Here is a 21434-nt window from a genome sequence, read left to right as displayed (position 1 = left end):
CATGCAAGAATTTGTAGAACAGTTCTCAAAATCTCTGCGTTCAAAAAAGCATCTCCTTCAACTAGTGCAAACTAAGGATCTTGGAATTCTTTTTGATACAGGTGAGGACAGGAGTTTTCTTCATTTCAAAGACGGAGAAATCGTGGACAGGGAAAGTGATGCTTCAAAAAAAGAGCTCGTCCAGCTCCAATGTAGTAGAGAAGTTCTGAATGATTTATTGGGTGGGAGAATTAAATTGAGAGAGCTTTCGAATGAAATTAAGGTGAAAGCGTCTTTCAGAAACGTATTGTTAGTGGAATCGTTATTTTATTTAAGTAAGTCGGGTTCCTAATTTTTTTAATAAAAGGTATTGCATGTTTCAGATAATGGTGTTAATATTTGATTTAAATATTCTGATAACAACTAAAACTTAATATGATTCTTATCAAGAGTGGCGGAGGGAAATGGCCCTGCGAAGCCCGGCAACCGGTTTATTCACGGTGCTAAATCCATCAGAGCAACAGCTCTGAAAGATAAGAAGAGTGTAAATCCCTCTTCTTAATGAAGTGGGATTTTTTATTTTAACCAAAGGAGAGATGCGTGTTGGGTGAAAAGAAGAAGCAATATCGGCTTGAAACGATTGGTGTTCATGGAGGATTATCAGCAGATCCCGTAACAGGTGCGCGTGCTGTGCCTATTTATCAGAATAATGCATACCAATTTCAAAACACAGAACACGCGGCCAATTTATTTGCACTAAAAGAGCCTGGCTACATATACACCCGCATTCATAATCCAACTGTCACCGTTTTTGAAGAGCGTGTCTCCTTGCTTGAAGGGGGAGTAGGAGCGCTGGCAGTAGCCAGTGGAATGGCAGCCATATCATTAGCTATTTTAAATCTTGCAGAAGCAGGCGATGAAATCGTCGCCTCATCACAGCTCTATGGTGGAACCCACAATCTTTTCGCTGTTACGTTACCTAAATACGGTATTAAAGTTCATTTTGTTGATCCAGATGATCCAGAAAATATCCGTAACGCCATCACTGAAAAAACAAAAGCTGTTTTTGCTGAAACAATCGGTAATCCAAGCTTGCGTGTCCTCGATATCGAAAAGGTTGCTTCAATTGCACATGAATATGGAATTCCTTTGATTGTTGATAACACGTTTGCAACACCTTACTTGTGCCGTCCGATTGAACACGGAGCTGATATCGTTATTCACTCTGCAACGAAATGGCTTTTAGGTAATGGAACCACTCTTGGTGGTGTTATCGTGGATGGAGGAAAATTCGATTGGAAGTCGCCTAAGTTTCCAGGGTTTACAAAACCAGATCCTAGCTATCATGACCTTGTTTATAGTGAGGCGCTCGGACCGCTTGCGTTTATCATTAAGGCAAGAGTGCAATTGCTTCGGGATCTTGGACCATCTTTGAGCCCTCAAAACGCATTCCAATTCACTCTTGGACTTGAAACGCTTCATGTCCGAATGAAAGAGCATGTTGCAAATACAAATAAAGTAGTAGAGTACTTAGAGCAGCACCCAGCGGTTGAGTGGTTATCCTATCCTGGTAATAAAACGCATAAAGACAAAAATTTAGCCGACAAATATTTGCCGAAAGGTGCCGGAGCAATTGTGGTGTTTGGCATCCGTGGAGGAAGGCGAGCTGGAGCGAAACTTATCGATACGGTAACACTATGGGCACATGTGGCGAACGTTGGGGATGCGAAGAGTTTAATTATCCATCCCGCCAGTACAACGCATCAGCAACTCGATGCAGAGGGATTACGCTCTTCAGGTGTCACAGAAGATCTAATCAGACTGTCAATTGGAATTGAAAATGTAGAGGATCTAATTGAAGATTTGGAGTTTGCGATCGAGCAAGCAACAGGGGTGACATCACAAACGACCACTGTATAAAGCTATTTTTAGAAAATTGATTTTTTTGTTGACACTCATTTTTATCCATGTTACGATAGCTTTCGTAATGAAATTTACTGCTTAAATCCATTAAAGTGTTAATTGAATATAGTTGTTTTACTCTTATCAAGAGAGGTGGAGGGATGTGCCCGATGAAGCCCGGCAACCGTCAATGAATCGTCATTGAAATGGTGCCAATTCACACAGAGCGTTATGGCTCTGGGAGATGGGAGAAAGGATATCGTTTATTATGCCTTTCTGCCTGCGCAGAAAGGTTTTTTTAATATAATAAGATGATTATTCGAACACTAATTGGGAAAAGAAACAAGCAGGCTTAATCGGAATAAAAGTGGGTGAATCTATGATTTCAATAAAAAATGTCAAAAAGACCTTTTCTTCAAAGCACGGACAGGTAAAAGCAGTTGACGAAGTGAACCTCGAAGTAAAAGAGGGAGAGATCTTTGGTGTAATAGGTTACAGTGGTGCTGGTAAAAGCACGCTGATCCGAATGTTAAACGGTTTGGAAATCCCAACAGAAGGTTCCATAACAGTTGCCGGAAGAGTGGTTTCGCAAATCAAGGGTTTACAGCTTAGGAAAGCACGTCAGGAAATCAGTATGATTTTCCAACATTTCAACCTTCTATGGTCGAGGACGGTTGCGGAAAACATTGCGTTTCCATTAGAAATTGCCGGTGTTGGAAAACAAGAGAGAAGCAAGAGAGTAAATGAGCTAATTAAGCTAGTTGGTCTTGAAGGTAGAGAAAATGCTTACCCTTCCCAACTCAGTGGCGGACAGAAACAAAGGGTAGGAATTGCTAGAGCGCTAGCCAATAACCCAAAAGTACTCCTTTGTGATGAAGCCACTTCCGCTCTTGATCCACAAACAACGGATAGCATACTAGACTTACTGGTGGATATTAATAAGCGACTTGGATTAACCATTGTTCTTATTACGCACGAAATGCATGTCATTCGAAAAATTTGTCACCGAGTGGCAGTGATGGAGGGTGGACGTATCGTTGAACTTGGTCCGGTGCTTGATGTTTTCAAAAATCCAGAGCAAGCCATAACGAAACGTTTCGTTCAACAAGTGACAGAACCAGAAGAAACGAAGGAAACAGCGGATCATTTGATAGAACTTTATCCGCAAGGACATATCGTTCAACTGACTTTTGTTGGTGAATCGACGGAGAGTCCACTCATTACGAATCTTGTTCGCAACTTTAACGTTACGGTTAATATCTTGCAAGGAAAGATTTCACAAACTCAAAATGGCTCTTATGGAACATTGTTTATTCATATAGATGGAGATGGTGAAGAAGTCGAAAGAGCAGTTGACTTCATACGCTCTCAGCAAGTCGGAGTGGAGGTTGTTAACAATGCTTGATAAATTGCTGCCGAATGTAATTTGGGATAATATGTGGCAAGCGACGATTGAAACCTTATATATGTCCGCAATTTCAGTTGTCGTGACGTTCTTTTTAGGGGCTTTGCTTGGACTTCTTTTATTCCTGACTTCAAAGGGGAATATTTGGGAAAATCGTCCAGTTAATATAGTCATCAGTGCTTTTGTAAACATCTTCAGATCGATTCCATTTATCATCCTGATTGTGTTGCTCATACCATTCACGAAACTGTTGGTAGGCAGCATGATTGGGGAAGAAGCTGCATTACCGGCATTAATAGTCGGTGCTGCACCGTTTTATGCGAGAATGGTTGAAATCGGCTTGCGTGAAATTGATAAAGGTGTCATTGAAGCGGCAAAATCAATGGGTGCTAAAACAAGTACAATCATCTTTAAAGTATTACTTCCAGAATCTATGCCAGCGCTTGTTTCTGGTATTACGGTTACAGCAATCGCACTTGTCGGTTATACGGCAATGGCCGGTGTAATCGGAGCCGGCGGTCTTGGAAATCTTGCGTACCTTCAAGGATTCCAAAGGAGCCGTCATGATGTAACCCTAGTTGCAACAATTATCATTCTTGTCATTGTTTTCGTTATTCAATTTATTGGTGATAGAATCACTACAAAATTAGATAAAAGATAAGGGAGAGGTCAAAATGAAAAAATGGTTGAGCGTTCTTTTAACATTAGCAGTTGCACTTGTTTTATCAGCTTGCGGAAAAAGCGGTAGCGAAGATTCAAAGAAATTGGTTGTTGGTGCATCAAACGTCCCACACGCTGAAATTTTAGAAGAAGTTAAGCCTTTGTTAAAAGAAAAAGGCTATGAGCTTGAAATCAAGACGTTCCAAGACTATGTATTACCAAACCAAGCTTTAGAATCAAAAGAATTAGATGCGAACTATTTCCAACACATTCCTTACCTTAATGCTCAAAACAAAGAACATGGCTATGGATTTGTTAATGCAGGCGGAATTCATATCGAACCAATCGGTGTTTACTCTAAGAAATACAAGAGCCTTGATGAGCTTCCAGAAGGCGCGCACATCATCGTAAGTAGTTCAGTCGCAGACCATGGACGTATCCTTTCATTATTAGAAAAGCAAGGTTTAATCAAACTAAAAGACGGTATTGAAAAAACTGAAGCAACAGTTGAAGACATCGTTGAAAACAAGAAGAACTTGAAATTTGACGCAGAATACGAAGCATCACTTCTTCCACAAATCTACAACAACAACGAAGGCGATGCAGTTTTAATTAACTCTAACTATGCAATCGATGCTGGTTTAAATCCATTGAAGGATAGCATTGCTATCGAAGAAAGCGATTCTCCATACGTTAACGTAATCGCAGTTCGCAAAGGTGACGAAAACAAAGCAGGTATCAAAGCACTTGTTGAAGTTCTTCACTCTAAAAAAATCCAAGACTTCATCCTTGAAAAATACGAAGGTGCAGTCGTACCAGTTAAATAATATAGTTTTATTGGCAAAAAAGCAGACCTTTGAGGGTTTGCTTTTTTGTATGGGGTGGTCTGTGTCGGAAAAAGTGGCAGCACCGTCGGATTTAAGAAGGAAGCCGACCTAAGGTTCGAGGGAAAAGTACAACAAAATCGAACTAAATCAAGGACACTTAATCTTCGCTAATTTCATCGCATACTTTTTCCCCCTCGAATCCATACTAAATGGGAAAATGACGAGATTGGAGTGTTTAAGATGGAGCATCATTATGAGCCTAGGAATTCGATTGACGCATCATTACACAATTATAAGATGGGCTTAGGTGCCTTTACGCAGAAAATGCCAGAACTTGTTCAGCATTATAATGCTTTTACGCAGGCATGTTTTGCCGAAGGGCATCTTTCTAAAAAAGATAAGCAACTTATTGCACTTGGAATCAGCCTATATTCACAAGATGAGTATTGCATGATCTATCATGTAAAGGGGTGTCTTGATGAAGGGGCTACTGAACAGGAAATTCTTGAGGCGGTAGGCGTGACGGCGGCTTTTGGTGGAGGAGCAGCAATGAGTCAAGCTGTTACATTAATCCAAGAAGCGATGACAGAATTGAATCAACTTAAGCAATAACTGTAAAGAGCTCCATAAATTGGATTGAATAAAGACGTTTTTTCCAAAAACCATAGGGTACATGTTTAAAGTAACTCTTAATGCATACAAATCTGGAATGCAAAAAGGAAGGGACGGAAAAACATGAACACAATCAAAATGAACTACACGGGTGAAATGGAAAAGGCGATGCAGGGTGCACATGGAATTGGATACGCAGAATACAGCAAAAGCCATGAAGTGCGAATGGAAGTAGAGCAACGACGCGAAGAAGACTATTTGCAGAGTCAACGCATGGTTGCAGATTTGGATAGAAAAGTACATTCTTAAATAATAGACATATATAATAATGAAGAAACTAGGAAGCCGGTGATGATTTCACTGGCTTTCTTCACTTTTCATAGCAGTCAATTCCCCTATACATGAAAGCTTTCACTTAGGTAAAAATAAAGATGAGTGCAAAGTCATTATCAATCTTAGACCCCCTAATTGAATTAGAATCTTTCAACATCCTCCAATTGTTTATTACTGTGAAAGAGTTGCTAACACTTTTCATTTGTTATAAGATTGTAATGAGAATAAAATGAGAATAGAAGTAAATGACCTCTCAGGTCTCAAAGATACAAAACTTTTTTTATTTATCGGAGGTATAACAATGGCTGGATCAACTTTAACGATTAAAGATTTACATGTTGAAATTGACGGAAAAGAAATTTTAAAAGGTGTAAATCTTGAGGTAAAAGGTGGAGAAATCCACGCAATCATGGGACCAAATGGTACAGGTAAATCAACTTTATCTTCTTCCATCATGGGCCACCCAAAATATGAAGTAACTAGCGGAAGCGTTACATTAGATAATAAAGATGTTCTTGAAATGGAAGTTGACGAGCGTGCACGCGCAGGTCTATTCCTTGCAATGCAATATCCAAGTGAAATCAGCGGTGTAACAAATGCTGACTTCTTGCGTTCTGCAATGAATGCACGTCTTGAAGAAGGTAACGAAATTTCACTAATGAAATTCATCCGTACAATGGATTCAAAAATGGATTTCCTTGAAATGGATCAGGATATGGCTCAGCGTTACCTTAACGAAGGTTTCTCTGGTGGTGAAAAGAAGCGTAATGAAATTCTTCAATTAATGATGCTTCAACCAAAAATCGCTATCCTTGATGAAATCGACTCCGGTCTTGATATTGATGCATTGAAAGTTGTTTCAAAAGGAATTAACGAAATGCGCAGCGAAGATTTCGGATGCTTAATTATTACACACTATCAACGTCTTTTAAACTACATTACTCCTGACTTCATCCACGTAATGATGCAAGGCCGCATTGTTAAATCAGGCGGACCTGAGCTTGCACAGCGTTTAGAAGCAGAAGGTTACGACTGGATTAAGAAAGAACTTGGCATCGAAGACGAAACTGTTGGTCAAGAAGCGTAAGTGTTGGGGGGATTAAAATGACAACCGAATTGAAATTACCGTTTGACAAGGAGTTTGTTAATTCCTTCTCTAAAAATAACGGCGAACCGGTATGGCTAACTGAGCTTCGTCAAAAGGCTCTTGCTGATGTTGAAACACTGCCAATGCCAAAACCAGATAAAACTAAAATTAAGAATTGGAACTTTACTCAATTCGAAAACCACACAGTTGAGAGTAATGGCCTATCTTCTCTTGACGAATTAACGGAAGAAGTAAAGGCTCTTATTGATGCAGGAGCGGAAAATAAGAACCTCTATGTACAACAAAATCAAACAGCAGCTTTCCTTTCTCTTTCAAAGGAATTAGCGGATAAAGGTGTTATTTACACGGATATCTTCACGGCTGCTCGCGATCACAGTGAGTTACTTGAAAAATATTTCATGACTCAAGGTGTGAAAACGACTGAACATCGTTTAACGGCTTTACATGCAGCATTGATGAACGGTGGAGCTTTCTTATACGTTCCTAAAAACGTAGAAATTAGTGAGCCAATTCAAGCTGTGTATCTGCATGACAATGAGAAGGCAAACCTTTTCAACCATGTTTTGATTGTTGCCGATGAGAACAGCTCTGTAACCTACGTGGAAAACTATATTTCTACTGTAGAAAATGCAACGGGCATTTTTAACATCGTTACAGAAGTCATTGCAAATGCAGGAGCTAAAGTTCAATATGGTGCGGTTGACACGCTTGCAAAAGGAATTACAACTTATGTGAACCGTCGTGGAACAGCTGGGCGTGACGCTCGTATCGAGTGGGCATTAGGCTTAATGAATGACGGCAACACGATTTCTGAAAATGTTACAAACTTAATGGGCGACGGCTCTTTTGGCGATACAAAAACGGTTGTAGTGGGCCGTGGAGAACAGACACAAAACTTCACAACCAGCGTCGTTCACTTTGGTAAAAACACTGAAGGCTATATTTTAAAGCATGGTGTTATGAAAGATTCTGCAACTTCTATCTTTAACGGAATCGGCAAAATTGAGCACGGTGCTTCTAAATCTAATGCAGAACAAGAATCACGTGTTCTTATGCTTAGTGAAAAAGCTCGTGGAGATGCTAATCCAATCTTGCTTATCGACGAAGACGATGTAACTGCAGGACACGCAGCTTCTGTTGGACGTGTAGATCCACTTCAGTTGTACTACTTGATGAGCCGTGGGATTTCAAAGAAAGAAGCAGAGCGCTTAATCATCCATGGTTTCCTTGCACCAGTTGTAAATCAGCTTCCAATTGAAGGTGTAAAAAAGCAACTTGTCGAGGTAATCGAAAGGAAAGTAAAGTAATGAATATCAAAGATATTCGCCAAATGTTTCCGATCCTTGACCAGGAGGTAAACGGGAAGCCGCTCGTTTACCTTGATAGTGCAGCAACTTCTCAAAAGCCAATCCCAGTTATTGAAGCGGTAAACGAATATTACCGTCAATATAACTCCAACGTACACCGCGGTGTTCATACACTTGGTACTCGAGCTACTGACGGATACGAAGGGGCAAGGGAGAAGGTTCGTAAGTTTATTAATGCGAAGTCAACTCAGGAAATCATCTTTACTCGTGGAACAACAACAGCGTTAAACACTGTTGCGGGAAGCTATGCTGCTGCCAATCTAAAGGAAGGCGATGAAATCGTGATCTCCTATATGGAACATCACAGTAACATCATTCCTTGGCAACAAGTAGCTCGACGTACGGGAGCGACACTGAAGTATTTGCCACTTCAAGAAGATGGAACAATTTCGATTGACGATGTGCATGCAACGATTACTCCCAACACAAGACTTGTCTCTATCATGCAAGTTTCAAATGTACTGGGTGTCATGAATCCTATTAAAGAAATAGCCAAGATTGCTCACGAAAATGGGGCAGTTATGGTCGTCGATGGTGCACAAAGCGCACCTCACATGAAAATAGATGTTCAAGATCTAGACTGTGATTTCTTTGCATTTTCAGGTCATAAAATGTGCGGTCCTACAGGTATCGGTGTTCTTTACGGAAAGAAACAATTGCTCGAAAACATGGAGCCAATTGAATTCGGTGGAGAAATGATCGATTTTGTTGAATTGCAACAATCAACTTGGAAAGAGCTTCCGTGGAAATTCGAAGGCGGTACACCAATTATTGCAGGAGCAATTGGTCTAGGCGCAGCCATCGACTTTTTACAGGAAATTGGTTTAGATAATATTGAAGCACATGAGCACAAGTTAGCTGCTTATGCTTTGGATAAGATGTCTTCCATCGATGGAATGACTATTTACGGACCTAAGGATCCTGCAAAACGTGCAGGTCTTGTCACATTCAACTTAGCAGATGTACATCCTCACGATGTTGCTACAGTTCTTGATGCAGAAGGCATTGCTGTCCGAGCAGGACATCACTGTGCACAGCCATTGATGAGATGGTTGAAAGCCTCCGCTACAGCGAGAGCAAGCTTCTATCTATACAATTCAGAAGAGGATATCGATAAGCTAGTTGAAGGGCTTGTTAAAACAAAGGAGTATTTCAGCGATGTCTTTTAATAATTTAGATACCCTATATCGCCAGGTAATTATGGACCATTATAAAAACCCGCGCAATAAAGGCGTTTTAGAAGAAGGCAGCCTTACAGTGAACATGAATAACCCTACATGTGGTGACAGAATTCAACTCACGTTAAACGTCGAAGATGGTGTTGTAACAGATGCCAAATTTGAAGGCGAAGGCTGTTCGATTTCAATGTCTTCAGCTTCCATGATGACACAGGCAATCAAAGGTAAAAAGATTGATGAAGCCATTAAGCTTTCAAAGATTTTTTCCGACATGATGCAAGGAAAAGACTATGATGATGATATCGATCTTGGAGATATTGAAGCACTGCAAGGAGTGGCTAAGTTTCCAGCCCGTATCAAGTGTGCGACATTAGCTTGGAAGGCAATGGAAAAGGGCTTGCAGGAAGACGGAAAATAATAGAGTGGAGTAGAAATTTTCATAATTCCTAATCCATTCGATAAGGAGGAATACGACGATGGCTAAAAAAATGCCTGAAATCGGTGATTATAAATATGGCTTTGCCGATAAAGACGTTTCCATCTTCCGATCAAAACGCGGCTTGACGCGTGAAATCGTAGAGGAAATCTCAAAACTGAAGGATGAGCCTCAATGGATGCTCGACTTCCGTTTAAAATCTCTTGAACACTTCTATAATATGCCAATGCCACAATGGGGCGGCGACATGGCTTCATTAAACTTTGATGAAATTACGTACTACGTAAAGCCTTCTGAAAAAACAGAACGCTCTTGGGACGAAGTACCTGAGGAAATCAAAGCGACATTTGATAAGCTTGGTATTCCAGAAGCAGAACAAAAATACTTGGCAGGGGTTTCTGCACAGTATGAATCAGAGGTTGTTTACCACAACATGCAGGAAGACCTTGAAGCACTAGGAATCGTATTCAAGGATACGGATTCAGCTTTAAAGGAAAACGAAGATATTTTCCGTGAGCACTTCGGGAAAGTAATTCCTCCTACTGATAACAAGTTTTCTGCATTGAATTCGGCTGTTTGGTCGGGTGGATCTTTCATTTACGTTCCTAAAGGAATCAAAGTTGATACACCGTTACAAGCATACTTCCGTATTAACTCAGAAAACATGGGTCAATTTGAACGTACACTGATCATCGTTGATGAAGGTGCACACGTTCACTACGTAGAAGGCTGTACAGCTCCGGTTTATACAACTAACTCACTTCACAGTGCTGTTGTAGAAATCATCATCAAAAAAGACGCTTACTGTCGTTATACGACGATCCAAAACTGGGCAAACAACGTCTTTAACTTAGTTACTAAGCGTGCGGTTTGTGAAGCTCATGCTACTATGGAATGGATTGACGGCAACATCGGTTCTAAATTAACGATGAAGTATCCAGCTGTTATCTTAAAAGGCGAAGGTGCTCGTGGAATGACACTTTCCATCGCCCTTGCTGGTAAAGGACAGCATCAGGATGCAGGTGCAAAAATGATTCACTTGGCTCCTAATACTTCATCTACAATCGTTTCAAAATCGATTTCTAAGCATGGCGGTAAAGTAACTTACCGTGGAATCGTACACTTTGGCCGTAAAGCTGACGGTGCTCGTGCGAACATTGAGTGTGACACATTGATCATGGATAATCAGTCTACTTCTGATACAATTCCGTATAACGAAATCCTAAACGATAACATTTCTCTTGAGCACGAAGCGAAAGTATCGAAGGTTTCTGAAGAGCAATTGTTCTACTTGATGAGCCGTGGTATTTCTCAGGAAGAAGCAACTGAAATGATCGTAATGGGCTTCATCGAGCCATTCACGAAAGAGCTTCCAATGGAGTATGCAGTAGAAATGAACCGTTTAATCAAGTTTGAGATGGAAGGTTCCATCGGATAAAAGATACCGCTTGCCGAATCTGGCAAGCGGATTTTTTTTTGGTCTAGGAAATTTTAAAATAAATTGATGTGGATAACTTTCTACGATTTTCTAATAATCCAGCTCCAGCGCCCAGCCCCTCGGGGTTGTTTCCTAAAGCCGAAACAACCTTGGTCATAAGCTAAATCACTTCAGAAATCAGGACAAGGAACGCTTCGGCAGCATTAACATCGCATGAAGAAAAAGCGGTAGCTTTTTCGAGGATGACTGCGTGATTCGTCTTATGCCTGTCGGGGCTAAACAGGGCGCCTGCGCCTTTTGTTCTTTTTCGATTATTTAGTTTAATATGTCAATAAACATTCAACTCATAAGTTTACTTTTCTAACCATGTGCTATTATGAAATAGGGAGGTGCCACTATGATTTACATAGGCGTTACGGGGTGGGGAGACCATGATAGCTTATATCGGTCGTGCATAGCTTCTCGCGACAAGCTGAAGGACTATGCAGGACATTTCCCCATAGTAGAAGTCGATGCTTCATTTTATGCGGTTCAACCGAAAAGGAATGTAGAAAAGTGGGTAAAGGACGTTCCTGATTCCTTTCAGTTCATTGTGAAGGCCTATCAAGGGATGACGGGGCATCTGCGTGGCGATATTCCGTTTGAAAGCCGTGAAGAGATGTTTACTGCATTTATAGAGTCATTAGAACCATACATAAAGAGCGGAAAATTGGCTGTGGTGTTATTTCAGTTCCCTCCATGGTTCGATTGCCGAAAAGAGAATGTAGAGTACTTACGTTGGTGTAAACAACAGATGGGTAATATTCCATGCGCCCTTGAATTTCGTCATCAATCATGGTTCTTACCGCAATTTCGTGAAAAGACGGTTGCGTTTATGAGAGACGAGAAATGGATTCACAGTATTTGTGACGAACCTCAAGCGGGTTCAGGTTCGATTCCGACCGTTCTGGAAGTGACGGATTCTAAAAAGGTAATGGTCCGTTTTCATGGCAGGAATGTACATGGTTGGGAAGGAAGAGGGCAGCAAAACTGGCGAGAGGTCCGCTATCTGTACCGATATAACCGTGAGGAATTGAGCGAGTGGTCGCAACATTTAAACTCACTTGCGAGAGAATCTAAAAACGTATATGTACTTTTTAACAATAATTCAGGCGATGATGCCGCTGACAACGCTAAGGAAATGATGGGCATATTAGATATTGAATATGAAAATCTTGCTCCAAGGCAGCTTGATTTATTTTAATTTTGGAGAAAGAAATGGGATGAGTTAATGGCATGGTTTGTGTTAGTTTTGATTGGCCTTTTGGCTAGTGCGTTAGGTTCTTTAATCGGCCTGGGCGGAGGTGTGATTGTAGTGCCGGCCCTGTTATCATTAGGTGCTTTCACGGGTGCTTTTGGAGAAATTACCCCACAGGTAGCTGTTGGGACATCACTATTTACAATGATTTTTACTGGCCTATCTTCAACTCTTGCTTATCTTAAACACAAGACAGTGGATTATAAAAGCGGTCTTATTTTCCTCATCGGAAGTGGACCGGGAGGCATACTAGGTGCCTGGTTAAATAAAGAACTCGATCTAGATAGTTTTAATATTTATTTTGGTTTTTTCATGATTTTTGTTTCCATAATCCTAATGATTAAAAGTAGATTAAAACCTCTTCCGTATCAGCCAGGAAAGGGTATTAACAGAACGTTTACAGATCCAAGCGGGGAAACGTATCAATACGGTTATAGTCCTATATTGGGCATCCTCATATCATTTGCAGTGGGCTTTTTATCAGGTATCTTTGGAGTCGGAGGCGGCTCATTGATGGTACCTGCAATGATTGTATTTTTCTTTTTCCCTCCCCATGTTGCTGTAGCAACGTCTATGTTTATGATCTTCCCATCTTCACTGCTCAGTTCGATAACTCATATTGGTCTAGGGAATGTCGATTGGTTCATTGCACTTGCGCTTGTTCCTGGTGCTTGGATTGGTGCAAAGATAGGGGTATTACTAAACTCAAAGTTAAAGAGCAGTACACTGGTCATTATTTTGAGGTTGATTTTGATCATCGTAGGTATCCGAATGATATATGAAGGATTTTGGGGCTGATTTCACAATTCAGATTCACGCTTTTTCTTGTTCATTCATAATGTGTTATGGATAGAAAGGAAGTGTAGGTCATGATTGATTTGTCGCCTGTTGAAATCGGAGGACACACCTTTTTAAGCGTTACTGTAATATTGCCGAAAACTACATTGCTTGTTGTTACAAGCGATCATGGATATATAATGTGTGGAGCTTTGGATGTCGGTTTATTAAATGCTAAGTTAAAGGATCGTAAAATCATTGCCGGAAGGGCGGTTGGTGTGAAAACGATCCAGCAACTGCTTGATGCTCCGTTGGAATCTGTGACTGTTGAAGCAGAAGCCCGTGGCATTACCAAAGGCATGATTGGGAAAGACGCATTATTAAAGATGATTTAAGGAGCTTGCCAATAACGGCAAGCTTCTTTTTATGATTACAATCTCACCAATTTTCTTGTCATATTCTTTTCCCAAGGTTCTTTTCGTAAACTTTGTTGTTATTGGAGCAAGAAAAAGCCGGCAGTAGGGCTTTTTCTATACTAAAACCAGACGATATTTTGCGTTTAGAATTAAATTTTGAGGAAAAGAGCACGAAATAAGAATCTATGCGTGTTTTTGCTCTGATCGTAAAAGCAACAATCTATGCGAAAACAGCATTTCCCAATTATTCTTTATGAAAATTAGCTCGATTTGGGGTTGAAAGTTGTTTAACATAAGGATAATAATAGGAACATAGAGAAATATGTCGATTTCTGTAGTATTTTATTTGTTTGAATGGATGGGATTACAATATGAGGCTTGTTGAGACATCATCAATAGTAGAAGGTGCCGTATTAGGCAGGACGATATATAACGAAAAGGGCCAAGTTCTATTAAATGAAGGCGTACAGTTGAACAATAAATTAATAGAGCTCTTAATGATCAAAGGCATTCATCATATACATATACAAGATGATAAAACGAAAGATATTAAATTCCATGAAAAGATTTGCCCAAAGTTGCGCTTGGAAGCAATCGGCACGATAGAGTCTACTTTTAAGCAAATACAGGATGAAGCATTCTTATCTAATTCCTTTGTTATTGAGAAAGCTTCCAAGCGTTATACAGAGCTCATTCGCAGCTTATTGATAGAGTTGAAAAAAGATGATGAATTATTAGCACTTATGTCAGAAGTGTATGTGTACGACAACTACATATTTACCCATTCATTGAACGTTACAATGTATTCCCTTGCTATCGGTATGCAGTTGAAACTTTCACAGAAAGAACTTGAAACACTTGGTCTGGGGGCTATCCTCCATGATGTGGGGAAAATGAAAATACCTGAACATATCTTGCTGAAACCGGGAAGATTGACATTGGAAGAGTACGAAGAAGTGAAAAAACATGCAGAAGAAGGATTTCACTTACTGCGAAATGTACAGACTTTGCCTTTACTTGTTGCTCATTGTGCATTTCAGCATCATGAGAGGCTGAATGGAACAGGATATCCTCGTGGAATTATGGGCAATGACATCCATGAGTTTGGAAAAATCATTGCTGTCGCTGATGTTTTTGACGCGGTTACATCTAATCGGGTTTATCGTCAGGCCATGCTTCCCCATGAGGGTCTAGAGATTTTATATGCAGGATCAAATACTCTATTTGATTCGAAAGTTATTGAAGCCTTTAGGCAGTCTGTAGCGATTTATCCGATTGGACTCACAGTGGAATTAAGTGATGGACGTAAAGGGGTTGTATCCCGCCAAAATATTGGCTTAAGTGAAAGGCCTATTGTGAGGATACTTCAAGAGAATGGTGCAGAAGTTTCTCCTTATGATCTGGATCTGAGAGATGAACTAGCAATCGTGATCCGTAACTGTGATACGACTTTTAAAAACGAATAAGCCTAATATTTCCCCCCTTCAAAGCATACATATAGCTAGGAAGGGGGGATTTTTATGGTTAATATTCGCAGGCGCATGACGCGGCGTGGCCCGTTGCCTTTTAGATATGTTTTTTTGCTAACATTTGTTTTTTTTATCTTTTCGACAGCTGCCAGCTTATTTATTATCGACAAAGGGATAGAACCGACATTAATGAGTTATGCCGATTCCCAGACCCGAAGAATTGCTTCCCTCGTAATCAATAATGCCGTTAAAAGCAATGTAACGAATGTAAAAGACATCCGGGATATCATTGAAGAAGACTCATCAAACCAAGGGAATTCATCCGTAAGAAGGTTGAATACCGCTACGATTACCCAAATTCTTTCGGAAACCCAGAGTCTTGTGCAAAAAAACCTTTCTCAGGCTGAGAAAGGAAATATTGCTGAATTGGAAGAATCCTTCGATATTGAAATTGATGAAAATGGTTCTGCAAAAGGAGAGGGAATTGTTTATCATATACCACTGGGGCAAGCGACAAACAATGCTTTATTGGGGAACTTAGGACCAAAAATCCCTGTGCGTTTTACACCTATTGGTGACGTTAGCACAAATATTGTTTCAAAGGTTCAAGATCATGGAATCAACAATATGTGGATTGAAGTTTACGTGAAAATAGAGGTAAACGTACAAATCATTGTTCCATTCGCAACAAAGATTACGAAGATGGAACAGAGCATTCCGGTTGCGATGGGACTATTTGAAGGTGATGTACCACAGTTTTATAATAACGGTGGTGACTCTGCTCCTTCATTGGAACTACCGATGGAATAAAAATGCGGTTGATTATGATTTAGAGCGGTCTTATTGTAAGTACGATAACCGCAGTAAGGAAATCTCGATAAATAAAATGGTTAAGATGACTCCTTCATCCATAGAAGGAGTCATCTTTTTATCTCTTTCGTGCTCGTTGTCTTTCCATCCTTTCCCACAGTCTTAAGTGTGGATAAGGATCAAATGACCATTCTGTATAACCGTTATCTTTATACATTCCGTAATGTAAGTGGGGAGGGAACTTTCCAGATGTTCCAGGAGGCCCATATCCCGAGCTGCCAACCCCACCAATAATCATCCCAGGTTCAACGATTTGTCCCACTTCTAAATCCTTGGCAAAACCACTGAGATGGGCGAAATAATGATACGTATTATTGACGTCGCGGATCCCTATTCTCCAACCTCCGTAACGGTTCCAGCCTTTCATCTCGATAATGCCATATTTTGTTGCACGTACAGGAACGCCATAATCCGCAAAAATATCTGTACCTTCATGTATTCTTCGACCACCCCAGCCTCGTGCATCACCCCATGTATTCTTATAGCTGTGATTACTTCTAATAGGAACAGGGAAAGAACTGGTTTCTAAATCGATTCTTCCATAATGTCTGTAAATTTTAGAAAGCCCGATAATGATGCCTACAGTCTTATCTCGCTTATAATAATTCCAAAGCCCAATCTTTATATGATCATGATCAGCTCCATAGTTCACCAGATAACGTGCAAAGGCATATAGAACATCTTCGTCGCTTTTTCTACTAGCTTTTCCATCCCCATCGCCATCAGCTCCCATTCCATTAAAAAATTGAATGGATGTTGGGTTTTCATCTTCTGGGTTTGGATTTATCATCCCAGTCCACACTTCTGGACGAATGTAGATACCAATGTTGCCTTCGGCTTTAGGAAGATCTTTCCGTGCTAGTCTGACATTTCTTTCATATTGATCAATGCCAGCAAAGTAATACCATGGGATTTGAGTAATGGTTTCCATTTTTTTGTAAAGGTCTATTCGTTTCTGATAAACACCAGGTTCTTGAGCATAAACCCCTGAATTTGTTGTTGAAACGCTTAAGGTTATCATTACGGTGAGAATTATTAAGAAAAAGCGCACAGGAAAACTCCTTTCCGAGTAACTAGTAAATATAGTTTGTGGCAAGCTGGGAAATTCATTAGGAGTAATAATTGGTAATCAAAAAAATCCTTCGGCTTGTCCGGTTTTTTTTTGTATGATAAAGTGAAACAGTGGTATTTTTACCGTTTATATTGTAGTTACTATAGTTCCACGATTGTTTAAGAACGGAGTGAAATGATGAGTACAAAAGAAGAATATTTACGTAAACCGGATTGGTTAAAAATAAAGCTTAATACAAATGAGAATTATAATGGCTTAAAGAAAATGATGCGTGAAAAGAACTTGCATACCGTTTGTGAAGAAGCCAAATGTCCAAACATCCATGAATGTTGGGCAGTAAGACGAACAGCAACATTTATGATTCTTGGTGGGGTTTGCACGAGAGCTTGCCGCTTCTGTGCCGTTAAAACAGGCTTGCCAAATGAGCTTGATTTGAAAGAACCAGAGCGCGTTGCGGATTCAGTACAACTCATGAATTTAAAGCACGTCGTCGTTACGGCAGTTGCGAGAGATGATTTAAAAGATGGCGGAGCAGCTGTTTTTGCTGAAACTGTCCGTGCAATCCGCAGAAAAAATCCGTTTACAAGTATCGAAGTCCTTCCTTCTGACATGGGTGGAGTGGAAGAAAACTTAAGAATGTTGATGGAAGCGAAACCAGATATCCTAAATCATAATATTGAAACAGTCCGTCGTCTTACTCCGAGAGTTAGAGCACGTGCAACCTATGAGCGTTCACTGGAATTTTTACGCCGATCTAAGCAAATGCAGCCTAGTGTTCCAACAAAGTCCAGCTTGATGATTGGACTCGGGGAAACAAGGGAAGAGATTATCGAAACGATGGATGATTTACGTGCAAACGATGTTGACATCATGACAATCGGTCAATACTTGCAACCATCCAAAAAACACATCAAGGTTGTTAAATACTATAGCCCTGAAGAGTTCCAGGAGTTTAAAGAAATTGCCATGAGCAAAGGATTTAGCCATTGTGAAGCAGGCCCGCTCGTTCGCTCATCATATCACGCAGATGAACAAGTGAATGCTGCTGCAAAGCAAAAGCAAATGCTTGGAGAACAAGAAGCAAAAGAAGCATAAACATGAGGAAGCAGAGCTATGGTAGCTCTGCTTCTTTTTACCGACTACATACCCATATCTTCGGCTGTTTCTCCGTTTTCATTTTCACTTTGATTGATTCGCTTTCCTTGTGGGGAAGCTTTCATTTTTTCAATGAGATTGTCGACAATACTATTTACATCACGACTGTCAGAATCTAATTGGGCATGACTTTCGAGATTCTTCATCAAGTTTTTATCATCACTTACATAGACATGATAAAATCTCGGTACGACTGACAATGCTGTTCTCTTTACTTGGTCGGCAGTCAGGTTGCGATCCTTCGTATCTGTATCGTAAATGACTAAGACTTCTGAGTCAGTAACAAGAGTAGCCACATCATTTACGTTAGGAAGATCTGTACTAAGTTTGCTGATGGTATTGGCGAGTTTCTCTCTATCCAATGCCTCATAATGACCATTGGAATTGTTTCTGCCCATTGGATTTTTTTGATGGCGAACATATCCAAAGTCTTCACTTACATTTTTCATCTTACTGCCATTTTCATTGTATAGCTCGGAACGCTTGTTATTGACGTTGATGGTATTGCCACTTTCCTGATAGATATCTCCTCTTGCTTCATCTTTGTCTGCTCCACAACCAGCGAGTGCGGTCATACTGCACAGTCCTAAGATGACAATGGATTTTTTCAATTAAGCCACCTCCTCTTATTAGAATGACCAGAGAAAGTATTTTTTCTATTAGTAATTGATTGGGAATAAGTTATAATGGATATAACATATGTGGAGTATTTGAGGTGATGATGTGATTATTATTAATAATGCTACTTATGAAATCATGGAAGATAGCAGAGACGGTTATAATGAGGAAGCTCTAAAGGCGAGGTACAGTGATATTTTATCGAGATATGATTACATTGTCGGCGATTGGGGCTATGGACAACTCCGTTTGCGTGGCTTTTTTGAAGATCAGAATCAGAAAGCATCTTTTGATACAAAAATCAGTACTCTAAGTGAATATCTTTACGAATACTGTAACTTTGGCTGTCCTTATTTTGTTTTAAGGAAAGTGAAGAAATAAGAAAAACGGGTCAGACTCTTATAAGAGTCTGGCCCGTTTATTTTTCTTAAACATGCACTTTTCTATGAATACGGTCTTTGATCATCCTTATCAGGATCGTCATGAGGAGGATGTGCACCCTCCATTTGACGGGGCAAATCTTGATGTAGCGACTTGAATTCATAGTTGAAAGCACTCTGATAACGCTGCCCCTTTTCCCAAGGCGTACTTTTATTTTGTACGGGCTCTGTTTTGCCTCTCGGAGAACCGTAAGGACCTTCAGGCAAATCCTCTGGGATTAAGTAATTCCGTTGCTTTTCAACATTGGAAAAATCAGAATATAGATCATCATCGTCTTGAAATTCAGTCATATTCTCACCTCTGCTTCCATTTTTAATATTGTTGCCATGGAAGCAGGAATGATGTGTTTATTAAATCATTTCCATTAAAAAGGATCGCAATTCTTCGGCATCGCTTTCATTTAACTGATAAGCGTACTCCAGATAACCTTCTTCTTGTAAATCATCAGGGCCAATAATCGCAAAACGGCTTCCTTGCATATCAAGAACAAGCGCTTTTCCGTAATGACGGTCTGTTTGGGTAATGGCTAAATCAAAGCGGTGATTTTCACCTACAAAGCTGACAAAGCGTGTTTTTGTATTTTCAGTATCATCGTATAGAAAAAAACGTTCTCCCATAGTAAAAAACTCCTTTTGTACAAAAAGTTACTCTTCTTATCTTAACAGAATTTTGCCTTTTTCTCCGTCAATTCGGCGGAAAAAATACGAATTCTTTTAAAATGTGATAAAATATTTGCATCATGAAGTCGTTTTCATTGACTGTTTAACATCACATATCGAAAGGAAGTCCTCTATGTACTTTGTGGATCGTGATAAAATTGAAGAAACACTCGTTTATCTAGATAGACAATTAGAACTTTTTCTATCCCAAAAAGATTGGCGTTCCCCAATTGAAATAGCTGCGCTCGAACGTTTGACCCATACTATGCTTGAGGCGGTATTGGATGTTGGTAATAGCATCATTGATGGATTTATCATGCGTGACCCAGGAAGTTACGAAGATATAGTTGATATCTTAATGGATGAAAAAGTGATTACTTCATCAATGGGTGAAAGCTTGAAATTACTTGTACAGACTCGTAAAAATCTTGTCCAATCCTATTTAGACATTGACCATTCATCACTCGTGAATCTGTTTCAAAGTCATTCCAGTGCATTAAGTGAATTTCCAACAGCTGTCCGAAATTATCTTGTGAATGAATTAGGACCTGTCACGGCTTTCAAAAATTAGACAAAACTCGCCTATGTGTCGGGTTTTCTTTATAGTGATTTTTGCGGTAAGATAACAGTGGGAGTGATATAAGTGAAGAAATATGCTGGTTATTTAATTGACCTAGATGGAACTATGTATAAAGGTTCAGAACGTATTGAAGCGGCGTCTGACTTTGTAAAAAAACTTGTTGACGCTGGAATTCCGTATTTATTTGTGACGAATAATTCTTCTCGTACACCTGCACAAGTGGCGCAAAAACTAAGGGAGTTTGATATTCCTGCTGAAGAAAAACTGGTGTTTACGACGAGCCAGGCTACAGCTAATTACATATATGAACAAAAAAATGATGCCAAAGTATATGTAATCGGTGAGGAGGGAATTCTGCAGGCAATTGAAGAGAAAGGTCTAAAGTTTGCAGGTGAGGACGCAGATTTTGTGGTGTGCGGAATTGACCGTGGAATTACTTATGAAAAATTGGCAGTGGGCTGTTTGGCTGTCAGAAACGGTGCAAAGTTTATCTCCACGAATGGAGACATAGCGATTCCGACAGAAAGAGGGCTTCTTCCTGGGAACGGCTCACTTACATCTGTAATTGCCGTTTCTACGCAAACAAAACCTACTTTTATCGGAAAGCCGGAGTCGGTTATTATGGAACAGGCATTAAAGGTATTAGGGACTCGTAAAGAAGAAACGCTTATGGTAGGAGACTATTACGACACCGATATTTTGGCGGGCATGAATGCAGGAATGGACACTCTGCTAGTTCATACTGGAGTTACAACCAAAGAACTACTAGCGGGTTATGACCGTAAGCCAACGTATGCAATTGATTCACTTGAACACTGGGAACCATAAAAAAGGA

At 40.0% G+C, this 21434-nt stretch carries 25 protein-coding genes and 2 riboswitches; of the genes, 21 read left to right on the top strand and 4 right to left on the bottom strand.

Features of this window, described 5'->3' with window-relative positions:
- Window position 1 precedes the first annotated feature (1 nt).
- The 17 genes from BMZ31_RS16710 to yunB all read left to right on the top strand — a co-directional run bounded on the left by BMZ31_RS16710 (window position 2) and on the right by yunB (window position 16014).
- A complete protein-coding gene (locus BMZ31_RS16710; protein WP_090833066.1) occupies window positions 2-331 on the top strand; it encodes a hypothetical protein in 330 nt (109 codons plus the stop codon).
- 87 nt (window positions 332-418) lie between these two features.
- A riboswitch (SAM riboswitch) is annotated at window positions 419-519 on the top strand.
- Window positions 520-582: 63 nt separating this feature from the next.
- Window positions 583-1899 carry an O-acetylhomoserine aminocarboxypropyltransferase/cysteine synthase family protein gene (locus BMZ31_RS16705; RefSeq protein ID WP_090833065.1) on the top strand — a complete coding sequence of 439 codons (1317 nt, stop codon included), beginning with the start codon at window positions 583-585 and terminating at the stop codon, window positions 1897-1899.
- Between the two features lie 120 nt (window positions 1900-2019).
- Window positions 2020-2132: riboswitch (SAM riboswitch) on the top strand.
- 128 nt (window positions 2133-2260) lie between these two features.
- Window positions 2261-3286, top strand: coding sequence for a methionine ABC transporter ATP-binding protein (locus BMZ31_RS16700; RefSeq protein WP_090833064.1), 1026 nt, complete (start codon window positions 2261-2263; stop codon window positions 3284-3286).
- Window positions 3279-3947: a methionine ABC transporter permease gene (locus BMZ31_RS16695; RefSeq protein WP_090833063.1), complete on the top strand. Its 669-nt coding sequence runs from the start codon at window positions 3279-3281 to the stop codon at window positions 3945-3947. The genes BMZ31_RS16700 and BMZ31_RS16695 overlap by 8 nt, the downstream gene beginning before the upstream one ends.
- 13 nt (window positions 3948-3960) lie before the next feature.
- Window positions 3961-4773, top strand: a complete 813-nt coding sequence (locus tag BMZ31_RS16690) for a MetQ/NlpA family ABC transporter substrate-binding protein (protein ID WP_090833062.1) — start codon at window positions 3961-3963, stop codon at window positions 4771-4773.
- 240 nt (window positions 4774-5013) lie between these two features.
- Complete coding sequence (locus BMZ31_RS16685) at window positions 5014-5385, top strand: carboxymuconolactone decarboxylase family protein (RefSeq protein ID WP_090833061.1); 372 nt, start codon at window positions 5014-5016, stop codon at window positions 5383-5385.
- A gap of 123 nt (window positions 5386-5508) precedes the next feature.
- Complete coding sequence (locus BMZ31_RS16680; RefSeq protein ID WP_090833060.1) at window positions 5509-5694, top strand: YuzK family famiily protein; 186 nt, start codon at window positions 5509-5511, stop codon at window positions 5692-5694.
- Between the two features lie 325 nt (window positions 5695-6019).
- Window positions 6020-6805 (top strand): Fe-S cluster assembly ATPase SufC, encoded by a 786-nt coding sequence (gene sufC, locus BMZ31_RS16675; protein WP_090833172.1) that lies wholly within the window; start codon window positions 6020-6022, stop codon window positions 6803-6805.
- A gap of 17 nt (window positions 6806-6822) precedes the next feature.
- On the top strand, window positions 6823-8133 hold the full coding sequence (sufD, locus tag BMZ31_RS16670) for a Fe-S cluster assembly protein SufD (protein WP_090833059.1): 1311 nt from the start codon (window positions 6823-6825) through the stop codon (window positions 8131-8133).
- Window positions 8133-9362 (top strand): cysteine desulfurase, encoded by a 1230-nt coding sequence (locus tag BMZ31_RS16665; protein WP_090833058.1) that lies wholly within the window; start codon window positions 8133-8135, stop codon window positions 9360-9362. Before sufD ends, BMZ31_RS16665 begins: the two co-directional genes overlap by 1 nt.
- Window positions 9352-9789, top strand: coding sequence for a Fe-S cluster assembly sulfur transfer protein SufU (gene sufU, locus BMZ31_RS16660; RefSeq protein WP_090833057.1), 438 nt, complete (start codon window positions 9352-9354; stop codon window positions 9787-9789). The genes BMZ31_RS16665 and sufU overlap by 11 nt, the downstream gene beginning before the upstream one ends.
- A 58-nt stretch (window positions 9790-9847) precedes the next feature.
- On the top strand, window positions 9848-11245 hold the full coding sequence (gene sufB / locus BMZ31_RS16655) for a Fe-S cluster assembly protein SufB (protein WP_090833056.1): 1398 nt from the start codon (window positions 9848-9850) through the stop codon (window positions 11243-11245).
- A gap of 397 nt (window positions 11246-11642) precedes the next feature.
- On the top strand, window positions 11643-12488 hold the full coding sequence (locus BMZ31_RS16650; RefSeq protein WP_090833055.1) for a DUF72 domain-containing protein: 846 nt from the start codon (window positions 11643-11645) through the stop codon (window positions 12486-12488).
- Between the two features lie 27 nt (window positions 12489-12515).
- Entirely contained in the window at window positions 12516-13340 is an 825-nt protein-coding gene (locus BMZ31_RS16645; RefSeq protein ID WP_090833054.1) for a sulfite exporter TauE/SafE family protein, read from the top strand.
- A gap of 71 nt (window positions 13341-13411) precedes the next feature.
- Window positions 13412-13714 (top strand): YunC family protein, encoded by a 303-nt coding sequence (locus BMZ31_RS16640; protein ID WP_090833053.1) that lies wholly within the window; start codon window positions 13412-13414, stop codon window positions 13712-13714.
- 392 nt (window positions 13715-14106) lie between these two features.
- Complete coding sequence (locus BMZ31_RS16635) at window positions 14107-15201, top strand: HD-GYP domain-containing protein (RefSeq protein ID WP_090833052.1); 1095 nt, start codon at window positions 14107-14109, stop codon at window positions 15199-15201.
- Window positions 15202-15255: 54 nt separating this feature from the next.
- A complete protein-coding gene (yunB, locus tag BMZ31_RS16630; protein WP_090833051.1) occupies window positions 15256-16014 on the top strand; it encodes a sporulation protein YunB in 759 nt (252 codons plus the stop codon).
- Between the two features lie 118 nt (window positions 16015-16132).
- Here yunB and BMZ31_RS16625 read toward each other — a convergent pair whose 3' ends face one another.
- Window positions 16133-17095 (bottom strand): M23 family metallopeptidase, encoded by a 963-nt coding sequence (locus tag BMZ31_RS16625; protein WP_090833171.1) that lies wholly within the window; start codon window positions 17093-17095, stop codon window positions 16133-16135.
- Window positions 17096-17323: 228 nt separating this feature from the next.
- On the opposite strand from BMZ31_RS16625, the gene lipA reads away from it, so the two are divergent.
- Window positions 17324-18241: a lipoyl synthase gene (gene lipA / locus BMZ31_RS16620; protein ID WP_090833050.1), complete on the top strand. Its 918-nt coding sequence runs from the start codon at window positions 17324-17326 to the stop codon at window positions 18239-18241.
- A 44-nt stretch (window positions 18242-18285) separates the two neighbouring features.
- On the opposite strand, the gene BMZ31_RS16615 is transcribed toward lipA, so the two are convergent.
- The gene (locus BMZ31_RS16615) at window positions 18286-18912 is read right to left on the bottom strand and encodes a YhcN/YlaJ family sporulation lipoprotein (protein WP_090833049.1); all 627 of its coding nucleotides are present in this window, start codon (window positions 18910-18912) and stop codon (window positions 18286-18288) included.
- A 112-nt stretch (window positions 18913-19024) separates the two neighbouring features.
- Here BMZ31_RS16615 and BMZ31_RS16610 point away from each other — a divergent pair, with 112 nt between their 5' ends.
- On the top strand, window positions 19025-19300 hold the full coding sequence (locus tag BMZ31_RS16610) for a YutD family protein (protein WP_090833048.1): 276 nt from the start codon (window positions 19025-19027) through the stop codon (window positions 19298-19300).
- A gap of 62 nt (window positions 19301-19362) precedes the next feature.
- On the opposite strand, the gene BMZ31_RS16605 is transcribed toward BMZ31_RS16610, so the two are convergent.
- Together BMZ31_RS16605 and BMZ31_RS16600 are read right to left on the bottom strand one after the other, a co-directional pair.
- Window positions 19363-19650 carry a cytosolic protein gene (locus BMZ31_RS16605; protein ID WP_090833047.1) on the bottom strand — a complete coding sequence of 96 codons (288 nt, stop codon included), beginning with the start codon at window positions 19648-19650 and terminating at the stop codon, window positions 19363-19365.
- Between the two features lie 60 nt (window positions 19651-19710).
- Window positions 19711-19977: a DUF3055 domain-containing protein gene (locus tag BMZ31_RS16600; RefSeq protein ID WP_090833046.1), complete on the bottom strand. Its 267-nt coding sequence runs from the start codon at window positions 19975-19977 to the stop codon at window positions 19711-19713.
- Between the two features lie 175 nt (window positions 19978-20152).
- Here BMZ31_RS16600 and BMZ31_RS16595 point away from each other — a divergent pair, with 175 nt between their 5' ends.
- Complete coding sequence (locus BMZ31_RS16595) at window positions 20153-20590, top strand: DUF86 domain-containing protein (RefSeq protein WP_090833045.1); 438 nt, start codon at window positions 20153-20155, stop codon at window positions 20588-20590.
- A gap of 72 nt (window positions 20591-20662) precedes the next feature.
- Window positions 20663-21427 carry a TIGR01457 family HAD-type hydrolase gene (locus BMZ31_RS16590; protein ID WP_090833044.1) on the top strand — a complete coding sequence of 255 codons (765 nt, stop codon included), beginning with the start codon at window positions 20663-20665 and terminating at the stop codon, window positions 21425-21427.
- Window positions 21428-21434 lie beyond the last annotated feature (7 nt).

Source organism: Bacillus sp. cl95 (assembly GCF_900115925.1).
In the GTDB taxonomy this organism is placed as follows: Bacteria; Bacillota; Bacilli; order Bacillales; family Cytobacillaceae; genus Neobacillus_A.
The sequence above is the reverse complement of the archived record's forward strand: the minus strand, read 5'-3'. Positions and strand labels throughout refer to the sequence as shown.

What these genes read in the sequence shown, in the direction of transcription:
- BMZ31_RS16710 (WP_090833066.1), top strand. Translation starts at nt 2, where the DNA reads ATGCAAGAATTTGTAGAACAGTTCTCAAAATCTCTGCGTTCAAAAAAG.
- BMZ31_RS16700 (WP_090833064.1), top strand. Translation starts at nt 2,261, where the DNA reads ATGATTTCAATAAAAAATGTCAAAAAGACCTTTTCTTCAAAGCACGGA.
- BMZ31_RS16695 (WP_090833063.1), top strand. Translation starts at nt 3,279, where the DNA reads ATGCTTGATAAATTGCTGCCGAATGTAATTTGGGATAATATGTGGCAA.
- BMZ31_RS16690 (WP_090833062.1), top strand. Translation starts at nt 3,961, where the DNA reads ATGAAAAAATGGTTGAGCGTTCTTTTAACATTAGCAGTTGCACTTGTT.
- BMZ31_RS16685 (WP_090833061.1), top strand. Translation starts at nt 5,014, where the DNA reads ATGGAGCATCATTATGAGCCTAGGAATTCGATTGACGCATCATTACAC.
- BMZ31_RS16680 (WP_090833060.1), top strand. Translation starts at nt 5,509, where the DNA reads ATGAACACAATCAAAATGAACTACACGGGTGAAATGGAAAAGGCGATG.
- sufC (WP_090833172.1), top strand. Translation starts at nt 6,020, where the DNA reads ATGGCTGGATCAACTTTAACGATTAAAGATTTACATGTTGAAATTGAC.
- sufD (WP_090833059.1), top strand. Translation starts at nt 6,823, where the DNA reads ATGACAACCGAATTGAAATTACCGTTTGACAAGGAGTTTGTTAATTCC.
- BMZ31_RS16665 (WP_090833058.1), top strand. Translation starts at nt 8,133, where the DNA reads ATGAATATCAAAGATATTCGCCAAATGTTTCCGATCCTTGACCAGGAG.
- sufU (WP_090833057.1), top strand. Translation starts at nt 9,352, where the DNA reads ATGTCTTTTAATAATTTAGATACCCTATATCGCCAGGTAATTATGGAC.
- sufB (WP_090833056.1), top strand. Translation starts at nt 9,848, where the DNA reads ATGGCTAAAAAAATGCCTGAAATCGGTGATTATAAATATGGCTTTGCC.
- BMZ31_RS16650 (WP_090833055.1), top strand. Translation starts at nt 11,643, where the DNA reads ATGATTTACATAGGCGTTACGGGGTGGGGAGACCATGATAGCTTATAT.
- BMZ31_RS16645 (WP_090833054.1), top strand. Translation starts at nt 12,516, where the DNA reads ATGGCATGGTTTGTGTTAGTTTTGATTGGCCTTTTGGCTAGTGCGTTA.
- BMZ31_RS16640 (WP_090833053.1), top strand. Translation starts at nt 13,412, where the DNA reads ATGATTGATTTGTCGCCTGTTGAAATCGGAGGACACACCTTTTTAAGC.
- BMZ31_RS16635 (WP_090833052.1), top strand. Translation starts at nt 14,107, where the DNA reads ATGAGGCTTGTTGAGACATCATCAATAGTAGAAGGTGCCGTATTAGGC.
- yunB (WP_090833051.1), top strand. Translation starts at nt 15,256, where the DNA reads ATGGTTAATATTCGCAGGCGCATGACGCGGCGTGGCCCGTTGCCTTTT.
- BMZ31_RS16625 (WP_090833171.1), bottom strand. Translation starts at nt 17,095, where the DNA reads ATGATAACCTTAAGCGTTTCAACAACAAATTCAGGGGTTTATGCTCAA.
- lipA (WP_090833050.1), top strand. Translation starts at nt 17,324, where the DNA reads ATGAGTACAAAAGAAGAATATTTACGTAAACCGGATTGGTTAAAAATA.
- BMZ31_RS16605 (WP_090833047.1), bottom strand. Translation starts at nt 19,650, where the DNA reads ATGACTGAATTTCAAGACGATGATGATCTATATTCTGATTTTTCCAAT.
- BMZ31_RS16600 (WP_090833046.1), bottom strand. Translation starts at nt 19,977, where the DNA reads ATGGGAGAACGTTTTTTTCTATACGATGATACTGAAAATACAAAAACA.
- BMZ31_RS16595 (WP_090833045.1), top strand. Translation starts at nt 20,153, where the DNA reads ATGTACTTTGTGGATCGTGATAAAATTGAAGAAACACTCGTTTATCTA.